This window comes from Nocardia sp. NPDC004068, assembly GCF_042874315.1.
Lineage (GTDB): Bacteria > Actinomycetota > Actinomycetes > Mycobacteriales > Mycobacteriaceae > Nocardia.
The window spans coordinates 62,020-74,839 of sequence record NZ_JBIAMW010000009.1 but is presented as its reverse complement, the minus strand read 5'-3'; the positions used below and the strand labels follow the sequence as shown (position 1 = coordinate 74,839).

The 12,820-nt window shown below is 71.1% G+C and carries 13 protein-coding genes; 6 read left to right on the top strand and 7 right to left on the bottom strand.

From position 1 onward, the window contains the following. The first annotated feature begins 7 nt into the window (after positions 1-7). Genes ACFYTQ_RS23115 through ACFYTQ_RS23105 form a run of 3 tightly spaced genes read left to right on the top strand, consistent with a single transcriptional unit; the run spans position 8 to position 3,385 of the window. On the top strand, positions 8-757 hold the full coding sequence (locus ACFYTQ_RS23115; RefSeq protein ID WP_387364496.1) for a thioesterase II family protein: 750 nt from the start codon (positions 8-10) through the stop codon (positions 755-757). Beyond that, positions 751-2,850 carry an MMPL family transporter gene (locus ACFYTQ_RS23110; RefSeq protein ID WP_387364493.1) on the top strand — a complete coding sequence of 700 codons (2,100 nt, stop codon included), beginning with the start codon at positions 751-753 and terminating at the stop codon, positions 2,848-2,850. Before ACFYTQ_RS23115 ends, ACFYTQ_RS23110 begins: the two co-directional genes overlap by 7 nt. 1 nt (position 2,851) lies before the next feature. Next, a complete protein-coding gene (locus tag ACFYTQ_RS23105; RefSeq protein WP_387364490.1) occupies positions 2,852-3,385 on the top strand; it encodes a DUF2505 domain-containing protein in 534 nt (177 codons plus the stop codon). Here ACFYTQ_RS23105 and ACFYTQ_RS23100 read toward each other — a convergent pair. The 3 genes from ACFYTQ_RS23100 to ACFYTQ_RS23090 all read right to left on the bottom strand — a co-directional run bounded on the left by ACFYTQ_RS23100 (position 3,349) and on the right by ACFYTQ_RS23090 (position 6,124). After that, positions 3,349-4,020 (bottom strand): TetR family transcriptional regulator, encoded by a 672-nt coding sequence (locus ACFYTQ_RS23100; RefSeq protein ID WP_387364487.1) that lies wholly within the window; start codon positions 4,018-4,020, stop codon positions 3,349-3,351. The genes ACFYTQ_RS23105 and ACFYTQ_RS23100 overlap by 37 nt on opposite strands. 44 nt (positions 4,021-4,064) lie before the next feature. Next, on the bottom strand, positions 4,065-4,784 hold the full coding sequence (locus tag ACFYTQ_RS23095) for a TetR/AcrR family transcriptional regulator (RefSeq protein ID WP_387364484.1): 720 nt from the start codon (positions 4,782-4,784) through the stop codon (positions 4,065-4,067). Positions 4,785-4,870: 86 nt separating this feature from the next. Then, on the bottom strand, positions 4,871-6,124 hold the full coding sequence (locus ACFYTQ_RS23090) for an amidohydrolase family protein (RefSeq protein ID WP_387364481.1): 1,254 nt from the start codon (positions 6,122-6,124) through the stop codon (positions 4,871-4,873). Between the two features lie 216 nt (positions 6,125-6,340). Between ACFYTQ_RS23090 and ACFYTQ_RS23085 the strand changes: the two genes are divergently transcribed. The 3 genes from ACFYTQ_RS23085 (at position 6,341) to ACFYTQ_RS23075 (ending at position 9,139) form a co-directional block, all read left to right on the top strand. Further along, positions 6,341-7,174, top strand: coding sequence for a mycofactocin-coupled SDR family oxidoreductase (locus tag ACFYTQ_RS23085; RefSeq protein WP_387364478.1), 834 nt, complete (start codon positions 6,341-6,343; stop codon positions 7,172-7,174). Between the two features lie 22 nt (positions 7,175-7,196). Further along, complete coding sequence (locus ACFYTQ_RS23080; RefSeq protein ID WP_387364475.1) at positions 7,197-8,366, top strand: Zn-ribbon domain-containing OB-fold protein; 1,170 nt, start codon at positions 7,197-7,199, stop codon at positions 8,364-8,366. Positions 8,367-8,542: 176 nt separating this feature from the next. Then, complete coding sequence (locus tag ACFYTQ_RS23075) at positions 8,543-9,139, top strand: hypothetical protein (protein ID WP_387364473.1); 597 nt, start codon at positions 8,543-8,545, stop codon at positions 9,137-9,139. A 32-nt stretch (positions 9,140-9,171) separates the two neighbouring features. Here ACFYTQ_RS23075 and ACFYTQ_RS23070 read toward each other — a convergent pair whose 3' ends face one another. Genes ACFYTQ_RS23070 through ACFYTQ_RS23055 form a run of 4 tightly spaced genes read right to left on the bottom strand, consistent with a single transcriptional unit; the run spans position 9,172 to position 12,816 of the window. Beyond that, complete coding sequence (locus tag ACFYTQ_RS23070; protein ID WP_387364470.1) at positions 9,172-10,023, bottom strand: MFS transporter; 852 nt, start codon at positions 10,021-10,023, stop codon at positions 9,172-9,174. Between the two features lie 13 nt (positions 10,024-10,036). After that, on the bottom strand, positions 10,037-11,008 hold the full coding sequence (locus tag ACFYTQ_RS23065) for a VOC family protein (protein WP_387364467.1): 972 nt from the start codon (positions 11,006-11,008) through the stop codon (positions 10,037-10,039). Positions 11,009-11,038: 30 nt separating this feature from the next. Continuing rightward, positions 11,039-12,112, bottom strand: coding sequence for a 4-oxalomesaconate tautomerase (locus ACFYTQ_RS23060; protein ID WP_387364464.1), 1,074 nt, complete (start codon positions 12,110-12,112; stop codon positions 11,039-11,041). After that, positions 12,109-12,816: a 4-carboxy-4-hydroxy-2-oxoadipate aldolase/oxaloacetate decarboxylase gene (locus tag ACFYTQ_RS23055; RefSeq protein WP_387364461.1), complete on the bottom strand. Its 708-nt coding sequence runs from the start codon at positions 12,814-12,816 to the stop codon at positions 12,109-12,111. Before ACFYTQ_RS23055 ends, ACFYTQ_RS23060 begins: the two co-directional genes overlap by 4 nt. Between the last annotated feature and the right edge of the window lie 4 nt (positions 12,817-12,820).

The following is a 12,820-nucleotide window of genomic DNA, read 5'->3' as shown; positions in this document are numbered from 1 at the left end:
AGCACCGATGCGCACACCCTGGTACCGCCTGATCGAGGCCGCCGCGCCCACCCGCCGCCTCGTGTGCTTCCCGCACGCGGGGGCGTCGGCCGGGTTCTACCGGTCGTGGGCCGACCACGTCGATCCCGGCACCGAACTGTGCCTGATCCAGTACCCCGCCCGGCAGGAACGGTTGCGCGAGCCGATGCCGGACTCGATCGCCGAACTCGGCGGCGCGATCGCCGCCGCGCTGCGGGCGCTGCCGCCGCTGCCGACCGTGCTGTTCGGGCACAGCATGGGCGGCTTCACGGCCTTCGAGACCGTGCGCGCCGATCGCGAAAGCCCTTGGGAGGCACTGGTTCTGTCCGCCGCTCCCGCGCCCGGGCTGCGCCGCCCCGTCGGGGCCGACACCCTCGGGGACCGGGAACTGGTGGCCCGGCTGGACGGGCTGTCGGAGGCCGAGCAGCGGCTGTTGACCGATCCCGAACTGGGTCCGATGTTCCTGCGGACGCTGCGCGCGGATCTGCGGCTGCTGGACCGCTACGAGATCCCGCGCGGGGAGCCGATCGACGTGCCCCTGGCCTGTTTCGTCGCCGACGCCGACCCGGTGTGCGCTCCGTCCGCCGCGGCCGGATGGGAGCGATTCAGCCGAATACCGTTGGGCACCACCGTGTTCGCGGGCTCGCACCTGTATCTCGCCGCCGACCCGGCGGCCGTCGTCGCCGCGGCGCTGCGCGTCGCCGACACCGCCGCCACGAACGGGAGCACCCGATGCTGACCCGACCGCGCACCCGGTTCGTGCTCGTCACCACCCTGGTGCTGTTCCTGCTCGCGCTGACCGTCGAATTCACCGTCGGCGACCGGCGATTGGCGGGCGGCGCGTCCGATCCCGGCGCGGACTCCGCGCTGGCCGCGCGGGCGATCAGCGAGATCGCCCCGCAGGCCGACCCCAATCTGTTCCTGCTGGTGTCCTCGCCCAAGGGGGTCGACGATCCCGAGGTCGCCGAATTCGGTCGTCGGCTGACCGATCGGCTCGCCGCCGAGGACGGCCTCGGTGGCGTCGTATCCGCTTGGACCGCACCGCTTCCCGCGCTGCGCTCGGCCGATCACACCGAGGCCCTGGTGATCGCCCACATCCGCGGCGACGAGGGCGCGCAGGACAAGACCCTCGCCGCGGTGCGCGGGCACCTGCCCGACGCGGGGCCCGGAATCACCGTGCGGCTGGGTGGTCCGGCCGTCGTCCGGGCCGAGGTGCAGTCCACCATCAAGGCCGATCTGCTGCGGGCCGAACTCATCGCGCTGCCGCTCATGCTGATCGTGCTGCTGGCCGTGTTCGGCGGGGTGACCGCGGCGCTGCTGCCGATCGCGGTCGGGCTGTTCTCCATCGTCACCACCAACTCGATCCTGCGGCTGCTCGGCCACCTCACCGATGTGTCGGTGTTCTCCCAGAACCTCACCACCGCGGTGGGTTTGGGGCTGGCGGTGGACTACGCGCTGCTGATGGTGCGCCGCTTCCGCGAGGAGCTGGCCGACACCGACGACGTGGACGCCGCCGTGCGCGCCACCGTCGCCACCGCCGGGCGGACCGTGGTGTTCTCCGCGGCCACCATCACCGCCGTGCTCGCGGTGCTGCTGCTGTTCCCGATGTACTTCCTGCGCTCGTTCGCCTATGCCGGAATCGTCGTCGTGGCGATCTCGACCGTCGCGGTGGTGGTGTGCCTGCCCGCCGCGCTCCGGTTGCTCGGCAACCGGATCGGGCGGTCGGGGCGGGCCGCCGCGGCGGGATCGGAGCGGTGGGCGCACTGGACGCGGGTGGTGCTGGCGCGGCCGTGGACCTTCGCGATCGTCACCGCCGGGGTGCTGCTGGCGCTGGCCGCGCCGTTCGCCTCGGTCACCTACGGCACCGTCGACGACCGCCAGCTGCCACCGGGTTCGGCGATTCGCGCCACCCACGACGCGTTGCGCGAGGATTTCCAGGCCAGCGCCCTGCCCATCGCCTATCTGGTGATCCCCGACGACCGCGAACCCGGCGAAATCCGCGCTCTCGGAACCGAATTGGCGGCGATCCACGGCGTCGCGCAGGTGGCCGCGCCGCCGCTGCTGACCGATCCGCGCACCACCCGCATGACCCGGCCCGGCGCGCTGCTGATCATGCCCGACAAGGGCATCGAACCGACCTCCGCGGCGGGGCAGGCCGTGGTCGCGCAGGTTCAGAAAGCCGCTCGCGCGCATGGCATTCGGGTCGGCGGGGAGATCGCGACGCTGCTCGACACCAAGGCCGCCATCGGGCGGCTCGCCGGGCCCGCGATCGGGGTCGTCGCGATCGTGGCCCTGATCGCGGTGTATCTGCTCACCGGCAGTGTGCTGCTGGCGGCGGTGTCGGTGGTGGTCAACGGGCTGAGCCTGACCGCGACGCTGGGCGCGATCGTGTTGATCTTCCAGGACGGTCACCTGTCGGGTCTGCTCGGGTTCACCCCGACCGGCGCCATCGACTCCACGCTGCCGATCCTGGTCATCTGCATCGCGTTCGGATTGTCCATGGACTACGGCGTTTTCGTGCTGGCGCGGCTCGCCGAGGAACACCGCGCCGGGACGCCGGACCGGGCGGCGATCGTGAACGCCATCCAACGCACCGGCGGCATCATCACCTCCGCGGCGGTGATCCTGACCATCGTGCTGCTGGCCATCGGCGCGTCGCGGGTGGCCGCCACCAAGATGATCGGCATCGGCGTCGCCCTGGCCGCGCTCGTGGACGCGAGCATCGTGCGGCTCGTCCTCGTCCCGGCCGTGCTCGGCCTGCTCACCGGGCGCATGTGGTGGTCACCCGCGCGCCGATCCCGTTCCCCCGTCCCAACCACGATCGGAAGTTGACATGCCCAAGACCTTTTCCGAGGACTACGACTTCGCCGTCCCGATGGCCGCGGTGCACGCGGCGATGGTGAGCCGCCCGCACTGGGAGCAACGGTTCGCCGCGATCGGCGAGGGCCGGACCCGACTCACCGATTTCCGCACCGCCGGTGACGTCGTCACGATCGCCGCGTCCACCGAGGTGGCGAGCGCGCTGCTGCCGCGCGGCGTCGGGCGCAAACGCGCCAAGGAGATCACCTTCGACTTCGAGGAGTCCTGGCATCCGATCGCAGGTTCCACCGCCACCGGCGTGTTCCACGGCTGGATCGAGTTGGGGCGCATGACCGTCGACGCGTTGTTCGCGTTGAGCGCGCGCGGGGACGACGCCTGCGCGCTGGCGTTGAGCGGGACCGTCGAATCCAAGCTGCCGGTGTTCGGGCGGGCGGTGGAGGACACGGTGTGCCAGCAGATGGTCGAGGGGTTCTTCGACAACTGCCGGTTCATCGACGCGTGGGTGCGCGATCACTCGGTCTCGGGCTCCTCGCGGCCCGGCTCGTAGGGCGAGATGAACGACGGGCGCAGCACGAACCGGTGCGCGCCGTGCTCGCGCGCGGCCTCGGGCGGGGCGGCGAGAGCGGCGTTATCGCTCGTCAGGCGGTAGATGACGCGTTCGAGCGCGGGCAGGATCTCGGTGCTCGCCAGGGCGCCGTCGACGAAGCGGCCGATCAGGGCGTGGGTCATATTGGTGAGCACGAGCGCCACATCGGCGACGTAGTCGGGGTCCAGATCGTCGAGCAGGTCGGCGGCGCTGGGCAGGATGGCGGCGAACCCCTGATTGTCCAGGCGCTGACCGCCCGGGGCCGAGCGGGCCAGATAGTGCGCCTCGAGCATCCGCGGGTGGCGTTCCCACGGTTCGAAGACCGAGCGCAGCAGCCGAATCAGCCCGTCGCGCAACGTCTCCCGATCCGGGGCGGGCGGGGCGGGGTGATAGGTGTTGGTAGCCATCCACTCCTCGATGGCGGCCAGGATGAGCGCGTCGCGGGTGGGATAGAGCTTGTACACCGTCGTCAGCGAGACCTTGGCCCGCCGGGCCACCTCGCGCAGCTGCACCGCGTCGTAGCCCTCGGCCTCGATGAGCGCGATGACCTCGTCGATGATCACCGCGGCGGCGTCGCGATTACTCCTCCGGCTCATCGATGTACGATAACGCAGTTATCGAGGAAATGAGAATCCTATTCTCAGCTCTTGGCGATCCCGTGCGCGCAGAAGTCCCAGACCTCCGGCGCGGTGATCGGATGCTGGGTCTGCTCGTCGGTGCTGCCGGCCGACTGCGCGATGAACATGACGGTCTGCATGACCATCGCCGCCGCGCGGCGCGGTTCGACGCCCGGTCGTAATTGCTTGGCCGCCACCGCCTCCTCCAGCAACTCGGTGAACAACGCCAACAGCGGCGCGTGCGCGACCTTCACCTGAGCCGGATGCGAGACCAGCAGCTGCGGCGCGAAGTCGGTGAACAGCGGACGCTGCGCGGACGGATCGGGGCGGCACAGCTCGAACAGCAGCTCGACGGTGATCTGGAGTTTGTCCAGCGGCTTCTTCTTGCTGTCGGCCGCCGCGCGCAGCTGTTCGGCCGTGCGCACGAGCGCGTCCTCGAACAGGGCGAGCAGCAACTCGTGCTTACCGTCGAATTGCAGATAGAAGCTGCGCAACGACTGCCGGGAGCGGTCGACGACCTCCTGGACGGTGAAGTCCGTGGTCCCCTTCTCGGTGATGATCGCCTGCGCGGCGTCGAGGAACTTCTGCACCCGCTGCTCGGCCCGGCGCTTGGCGGTCCGCAGCGAACGCTCGACGGCACGCTGCTTCCAGGCGGGCTCCTCGCTCGGACTGGTCACGGGTGCCTCGGTCCTCGGTCGCGTGAAGAGAACATGAGGGCACTGTACCGGAGAATGATGTGACACCGTGCATCACGGTACGGTGTCAACCGAGATTCCAGAGATCGCCCCTTTCCATTGTGGCATATACCGCTCTCGGCGGAAATCCGGCCTCAGCTCGCGCGGGCGGCGTACAGCTCGGCGTACTCCTTGCGCGACTTGGTGGAGGTGTCGACGTCGCGGGCCTGCTCGCGCAGCGCGCCGACCGTGGCCCGCTCCCGCGAAATGTGCTGGAACGGATCCCAATTCAGGAATCGGCAGGCGTTCTGCCAGGTGATCTTGTCGATATCGGTGTCGTCGGCCCCTGCGGCCGCCAACTCGGCCAGCACGAATTCCGGCGCGTTCGGCCAGATCGAATCCGAGTGCGGGTAATCGCATTCCCACGCGATGTTGTCGATGCCGATCTCGTGGCGCAGCTTCAGCGACGTCTTGTCGGTGACGTAGCAGGAGATGGCGTGCTCGCGGAACACCTCGCTGGGCAGCTTGCCGCCGAAGTCGCGGCGCAGCCACTTCTGGTTGGTGTAGTGGCGATCCGAGCGATCCAGGAAGAACGGGATCCAGCCGACGCCGCCCTCGGAGAACGACACCCTCAGCCCGGGAAAGCGACGGAAAGCCGGTCCCCACAACAGATCCTGGGCCGAGATGAGCGAGACGCTCGGCGCGAGCACCATGAGATTGTCGATGGGGGCGTCCGGCGCCAGCTTCAGCACGCCGAAGCCCTGGCCGATGTGCAGGTTCATCACGGTCTCGTTGTCCTGCAACGCCTGGAGGACCGGGGCCCAGTAGGTCATGTCGTGGTAGCTGGGCAGGCCGTCGAGATGCGGCAGCTCCGGCATGCTCACCGAGTGGCAGCCCTTGGCCGCGACGCGCTCGATCTCGGCGACGGCGAGCGCCGGATCCCACAGCGGCAGAATGGCCAACGGGATGAACCGGCCCGGGTACGCGCCCGCCCAGTCCTCGATGTGCCAGTCGTTGTACGCCTGGATGACCGCGACGGTGATCTCGTCGGGCTCCTGGCTCAGGTGCCGGGCGCTGAAGCCCGCGAAGGTGGGGAAGCACATCGAGGCCAGCACGCCGTTGGCGTTCATGTCCCGGACGCGCTCGTGCACGTCGTAGACCCCCGGGCGCATCTCCGCGTAGCCCGCGGGGTCGTAGCCCCACTCCTCCGGCGGCCAGGACACCACCGCGTTCAGGCCCGTCACCCCGACCGGACGGCCGCGGTAGACCCAGCGGTCGACGCCCTTGTCGTCGACGATGACCTTGGGAGCCAGGTCCGCCCATTTCGCCGGGACGCGGCCGTCGAACATGTGGATCGGCTCGACCACGTGGTCATCGATACTCACCAGGATCATGTCGTCGATGTTCACGGGACTCCTCGCTGCTCGTGCGGAGGTCGGACGGGTCCGGCCCGACCACGGTGTGAGATTAACAATCTCCGCAGGGAAGAATCATACTCTCATACTGAGTGCTGGCGATACCGGAGCGGCCACTTGTACCTGCCATGTAATGCCATTAACGTTCAGTGAGAATCATCTTTCCGCTCCGTCACCCGCGGAAACGGAGCCGCACCCCGGGGAGGCCGCATGCGGGCGCGCGACGTGGCGTGGAATTCCGGGCAGCGGCGGGTGGCGGTGGTGACCGGGGCCGCGCGCGGCATCGGGGCGGCGACCGTGCTCGCGCTGGCCGATAGCGGCTGGTCGGTGCTGGCCGTGGACGTGGCCGAGGACGATCCGGCGCTGCCGTACGCGCTGGGCGCCAAGAAGGAACTACTCGCCGTCACCGCCGAGGCGGGCGGGCGGGTGAATCGGGTCGGGGCGGTGCGCCCGTTCGTGGCCGACGTCCGCGATCCGGGCGCACTGCGCGCGGCGGTCGCCGAGGCGGTGGCGGTCTGGGGCGGACTGGACGCGGCGATCGGCGCGGCCGGGGTCGTCGCGGGCGGAGTTCCGTTGTGGGACATGCCCTTCGATCGGGAGCGCGCGGTGCTCGACGTCTGCCTCGGCGGTGTGGTGAACCTCGCGCGGGCCGCCGTCCCCGCCCTGCTGGCCCGCCCCGAACCCCGCTCGGGCCGCTTCCTGGCCGTGGCGTCGGCCGCCGCCACCAAGGGCCTCCCGCGCCTCGCGGTCTACTGCGCCGCGAAAGCCGGTGTGGCGGGGCTGATCCGGGCCCTCGCCGCCGAACTCGGCGGCACCGGGATCACCGCCAACGCCGTGAGCCCCGGCTCGACCGACACCCCCCTCCTGGACGAGTGCGCCCGGCTCTACGGCCTGCCGAGCGCGGCCCGCTTCGCCGGGCAACAGCCCGTCGGCCGCCTGCTCGACCCCGCCGAAACAGCCACGGTCCTGGCCTTTCTCGCCGGACCCGAGAACAGCGCGATGACCGGCGCGGTGATCCCGGTGGACGGGGGCCTGGCGTTGTGAGCGACGAGGAGAGGTGACGACAATGCCGTACGTCGCGTCGATGGGCACCTATCTGCCGTGCTGGGGTGGTCGGTTCCACCGCACGCCGGGGGACGACGAGGACGCGGTGACCCTCGCGGTCGCCGCCGGGCGGGCCGCGCTCGCGGCGGGACTGCCGGTCGAACACGTCGTGCTGGTGAGCCGCGATCTGCCGCAGGCCCTGGTGGATTCGAGCAATGCCGCGGTCCTGCTGGCCGGTCTCGGCCTGGACCCGGAACTCGAGGTGACCGAACGCCTCGGAGGCGCCCCGGCCGCGCTCGACGCGCTCACCTCCGCCCGCCCGCGCACCCTGGTGATCGGCGTCGACACCGAACCCGCGGGCGCCGCGGCGGCCCTGGTGTCGGATCGGGTCGGCCTCCAGGTTCGCATCGCCGCGCGGGTCGCGCGCAGCCTGCCCGTGCGCACCCGCAACGCGGTCGGCGCGGTCCACGACTACGGCGATCCCCGGCTGCTGCATCACCGCGGTCTGCTCGCCTCGCTGTCGGCGGCCTGGCTCGACACCCCGGTCGCGGTCGCCGGTGTCGGCAATCGGCAGGCGGCGCGGTTGTGCCTCGACCCGCCGCGGCTGCCGACGCTCGGCGCGAGCGCCGGGCTGTTCGCCGCGGCCGCGATGGCCGAACACGGCGCCTCCGGTCTGCTGGTGGGCGTGGAACAGGCCAACCTGTCCGGTGTTTCGGTGACCCCGGGCCCGGTGGAACTGCATCGCGTCGAGCCGCCCGCGCGCGACGAACCCGAGGGCGACACCACCCCGGGCGCGGATCTGCCGATCTCGCTGGCCGCCTACGAGCGGGCCTTCGAGGCCAAGGTCCGGCTCGAGGCGGGCCGTCACGGCGACGGCCCCGATCTCGACTTCCCGCCGCGCTACCGGGTCGGCTCCGACGGATCGCTGAGCACGGACTACACCCTCGTTCCGCTGCCGCGCACGGGCACGGTCTACGCGGCGACGACCGTGCGCATTCCCGTGCCGGGCTCCCGAAGTCCCTACACCGTGGTGATCGTCGAACTCGACGACGTCGGCGTGCGGGTGCTGGCGAAGGTGACCGGCGCGGACCCCGGAACCGTCGGCATCGGCGACCGCGGGCGCATGGTGTTGCGCCGGGTCGCGGTGCGGTCCGGGGTTCCCGACTACGGCTACGCCTTCGAACCAGAGTGACCCAGATCACAATGCACTCAGAATTCGGTTCTCGGCACAGCGATGGATAACCGGGTTACCGTGTGTTCGGTAGTTCCCCCGTAGGGCAGCGCGGCACCTGCGAATATCGGCCCTGAGCAGCCGCGCGGCCGTCGGATCTGCCGGTTTCTTCACAGTCGAGAAGCGGGATGGAAACCATGGCTGCACGACCCGTCGATGCCAATGATCGAGGCGTTCGGAACCTCACTTCGACCAGTCGCTGGCGGGCTCGCGCCCGGCGGCATCCGCTGCGCTACCGCTTGGCGGTCATCGGGGCGGATCCCGGCGATGTCGTCCGCCACGCGGGCGGCTGGCTGTTCGACCGGGTGGGCGCGGGCTGGGAGGCCGCCGTCCTCGTCGACGGCGACGCCGCGACGCGCCCGCTGGACATGCTCGGCGCGACCGCGCTCGACCGGCGCGAGGCCCTCGCCGCGCCGCTGCACGAATTGCGCCCGCACACCCTCGCGGTGGACACCGCGACGTATCTGGCGGACGAGCGCGTCCGCGCGGGCGTGCTCGGCTGCCTGGACCGCGGGCTGTCCGAGGTCGTGCTGTGGGGCGCGGATCTGCCCACCGAACTGGACGAGGTCGTCGCGCCCGTCTGGCATCGGATGAGCGCGGCGGGCCGGGCCTTCAAATTCGCCGCCCTCGCGGCGGCCGGAACCTCCGCCACCCCGGCCGACGCGACCGAGGTGTTCCGGATCGGCGAGCCGCGCGCGGCCGACTACGCGGGCGAGGTGCGCTCGGCCCGATAGGCGGGCTCGATGATATTGCGGCACATCGGGATTCAGGCCGGTTGCGCGGGGTGTGCGGAAATTCCGGTCGCGGCGGCGGTTTCGGTCGCCGCGACCGCCTCGACCCGCGGGTCGCGCCGGACGAAGGACAGGGTGATCAGCGCGATCACCGCGGCGGCGGCGAACATCCCGAAGCCGCCCGTGGTCAACCCGTGCGAGAGCAGTACCCCGCCGAACCACGGCCCGACGATCGAGCCCCAGCGGCCGACCGAGGACACCCAGCCCAGCGCGGTCGCCCGGACGCTGGGCAGGTAGTGCGTCGTGGTCGAGGCGTAGATCAAAGTTTGTGCGCTGAACAGGAATCCGCCCGTGACGAACACGACCGTGTAGGTCGCCGCCAGCGGCATACGGAACACCAGCAGCCCCACGCCGAGCGCCGTCATGGCGAACCAGATCATGGCCACCCGCTGGGGTCCGAACCGGTCGGCCAGCGGTCCGGCGACCAACATGCCGACGATGCCGCCCAGGTTGATCACGAGCAGGAAGCTGATCGCCGAACCCAGGTTGTAGCCGTGCCCGCGCATCATGGTGGGCAACCAGGTGTTCATCCCGTACACCAGCAGCAGCCCGAAGAACGACGCGATCCAGAACAGCAGGGTGGTCGAGCGGATCCCGGGCGCGAACAGCGCGCGCACGCTGCCGCGGCGTTCGGGAGCACCCGGCTCGGGCGCGTAGAAGCCCAGCGGCACACCGTATTTCGCGCACAGGGCGCGGGCCCGCTCGGTCCGTCCGCTGGCCAGCAGATAGGTCACCGACTCCGGCAGCAGCGCCCAGCACAGCGCGATCACGCGGGTCGCCAGGGCGGTGATGGCGGAGTTGCCGCCGGGGGTGACGGTCGGGGACACCGGTGTCTCTTTTCTAGCGGTCCGCTTCGCGGGCCAACTCCGCGGCGGTCGGGGTGCCGTGCGTGTGGAACGACTCGATGGTCCGCAGACCCCACGCCTGTCCCTTGGCCCGTTCGGCCTCGGTCCAGTCCACGCGCTGCCAATCGGGCGCGAGGATCAGGCGCGCACCGGGATTGCACAGCTCGATGCGGTTGCCGCCGGGCTCGTACACGTAGAGGAAGAAGGTCTGCTGGATGGCGTGCTTGTGCGGTCCCGTCTCGATGAACACGCCCTGATCGAGGGCGACGTCGCAGGCGCGCAGGATGTCGGCGCGGCTGTCGGCGGCGAAGGCGATGTGGTGCAGCCGCCCCGCCAGCCCGAGGTTGTCGCGGGTGTAGACGAGGTCGTAGCTCTTGTTGGTGAAGGTGGTCCACGCGCCCGCGATCGTGCCGTCGTCGAGCACGATCTGTTCGGTGGTCATCGCCCCGAGCGTGTCGACGAGGAAGTCGCGGTTGTCCACCGGCACGCGGCCCAGGAAGTTGACGTGGTCGAGCCGCCGCACCGGCACGCCGTTGCCGGGGTAGGCCGCGGCCTGGTTCTTCAGCGCGGGCCGGATGTCCTCGGCGCACTCGAACCACTCGGCCTCGTAGTACAGGCCGAACTCGTGCCCGTCGGGATCGGTGAACAGATACGTCGGCCCGAAGCCGGGTTCGCCGTCGGCCCAACCGATTCCGCGTTCGGCGGCCTCGAGCGCGGCCACCCGCGCGGTGAGCGCCTCCGGACTCGCCGCGCGCAGATGGGTGCGGCCGATGCCCGCGTGCCGATGCGCCCGCAGCGACAGCGTGTGGTGCTGGTAGTCGTCCCAGGCGTGCAGGTACACCACATCGCCGTCGGAGCCGACCACGCGCAGGCCGAGGAAGTCGGTGCAGAACTCCACGCTGCCCTCCACATCGGGCGTGAGCAGCTGGACGTGCCCGAGATGGGCGATGTCGTGACGGGGTGCCATGGGTGCGGTCCTCCTCGACCGTCGGGCGCGTCAGGCGCGGGGAAAAGCCTTACCGGCGAACAACTTTCGAGCGGTGCGCAGCACGCCCGCGGAGCGCACCGCGGGCGGGTCGGCGGTGATGTCCAGATCGACGTCGACCAGCAGGTGCCCGGACGGGTGCTCGACGTCCACCCGCCGCTCCGCCCGCTCACCGCGGAACTCGTGGCCGACCGCGCCGGGGGTCAGCACCGCCGACGCGGCGCTGATCGCGGCGAAGACGCCCAGGGCGGTGTGCGGGCGCACCGGGATGAACGAGCGCGCGCACACCAGCCCGCCGTCGCGCGGGGGAGCCAGCAGCACCGTCTTGGGCACCGGCGCATCCGACACCTCGCCCAACCCCATGAGCCCGGCGGCCTTGCGCCGCACCGTGTCCACGCGCTCGAGCAGGGTCCGGTTCTCGGCCAACTCGGCGGCGGACTCGTATCCGCTCACCCCGAAACTCGCGGCGGTCGAGACCACGACCGGCATGCCGTTGTCCACGCAGGTGACCGCGAGGCCGTCGATCTCGTCGCGCACCCGGCCGGTGGGGTACAGGCCGGAGGTGGCCGAACCGGCGGTGTCGGCGAAGGTGAGTGCGATCGGCGCGGCGGTGCCGGGCACGCCGTCGATGCGGGCGTCGCCGGAGTAGACCGGGCGGCCGTCGCGGACCGGGAATACGGCCGTGGCGATGCTGTTCGAATTGACCTGGTGGATACGGACTCTCGCGCTGTCGCCGGTCGCGGTGACCAGTCCGGTCTCGACCGCGAACGGCCCGACCCCGGCGAGCATATTGCCGCAGTTCTGCCGGTCCGAGACGGTCGGGGCGTCCACACCCAGTTGCAGGAACAGGTACTCCACGTCCGCGTCGGATCGCCGCGACGGCGCGACGATCGCGACCTTGCTGGTGAGCGAGGTCGCCCCGCCCATTCCGTCGATCTGGCGCGGGTCGGGGGTGCCCATGACGCGCAGCAGCAGATCGTCGCGGGCCGCCGGATCGGCGGGCAGATCCGACGCCAGGAAGAATCCGCCCTTGGACGTTCCGCCCCGCATCCATACACACGGGACGCCCTCGGTCTCCGGACTCATGCCTGCTCCTTCGCGGCGTGGTCCTCGTAGGAGACGTAGGTGATGCCGAGATCGCCCAGGCGCGAACGCAATCCGTAGCGGTCGAGTCCGAGCTCGCCGCGCCGGAACGCCGCCCGGCTCGCCTCCTCCTTGGCGACTCGGGCCGCGGCCGCGGTCAGCACCGCGGGCACCCGGTCGCGCGGGACGCACGCCACGCCGTCGTCGTCGGCCACGATCACATCGCCGGGCCGAATCAGCTGGCCCTCCAGCACGATCGGCACGTTCACCGCCCCGGCGGTGGCCTTGACCGACCCCTGCGCGCTCACGGCCGTGGACCAGGCGGGGAAGCCCAGGTCGCGCAGTTCGGCGACATCGCGCACGCCGCAACCGAGGACGACCCCGCGCACGCCGCGGTGCCGCAGCGCGGTGGCGAACAACTCCCCGAACAAGCCGTCGGTCGAGGGCGAGTTGGTGGCCACCACGAGCACGTCGCCGGGGCGGCACTGCTCGACCGCGACATGGATCATGAGATTGTCGCCGGGCCAGCACATTACGGTGACCGCGGTGCCGCCGACGCGCGCGCCCGGCCAGGCCGGGCGCAGCCGCGGCCCGAGGTATCCGACGCGTCCGGCGGCCTCGTGCACGGTCGCCACGCCGTATTCGCCGAGCCGGTCGGCGTCCGCGAGCGCGGCGCGGGGCGGGTCGGTGACGACGATGGTGTCCATGGGC

Bases quoted from the DNA above. Each gene is read 5' to 3' on its own strand.
- ACFYTQ_RS23055 (WP_387364461.1), bottom strand. From the start codon at position 12,816: ATGGACACCATCGTCGTCACCGACCCGCCCCGCGCCGCGCTCGCGGAC.
- ACFYTQ_RS23080 (WP_387364475.1), top strand. From the start codon at position 7,197: ATGCCGTACGTCGCGTCGATGGGCACCTATCTGCCGTGCTGGGGTGGT.
- ACFYTQ_RS23065 (WP_387364467.1), bottom strand. From the start codon at position 11,008: ATGGCACCCCGTCACGACATCGCCCATCTCGGGCACGTCCAGCTGCTC.
- ACFYTQ_RS23110 (WP_387364493.1), top strand. From the start codon at position 751: ATGCTGACCCGACCGCGCACCCGGTTCGTGCTCGTCACCACCCTGGTG.
- ACFYTQ_RS23100 (WP_387364487.1), bottom strand. From the start codon at position 4,020: ATGAGCCGGAGGAGTAATCGCGACGCCGCCGCGGTGATCATCGACGAG.
- ACFYTQ_RS23085 (WP_387364478.1), top strand. From the start codon at position 6,341: ATGCGGGCGCGCGACGTGGCGTGGAATTCCGGGCAGCGGCGGGTGGCG.
- ACFYTQ_RS23105 (WP_387364490.1), top strand. From the start codon at position 2,852: ATGCCCAAGACCTTTTCCGAGGACTACGACTTCGCCGTCCCGATGGCC.
- ACFYTQ_RS23060 (WP_387364464.1), bottom strand. From the start codon at position 12,112: ATGAGTCCGGAGACCGAGGGCGTCCCGTGTGTATGGATGCGGGGCGGA.
- ACFYTQ_RS23115 (WP_387364496.1), top strand. From the start codon at position 8: ATGCGCACACCCTGGTACCGCCTGATCGAGGCCGCCGCGCCCACCCGC.
- ACFYTQ_RS23075 (WP_387364473.1), top strand. From the start codon at position 8,543: ATGGCTGCACGACCCGTCGATGCCAATGATCGAGGCGTTCGGAACCTC.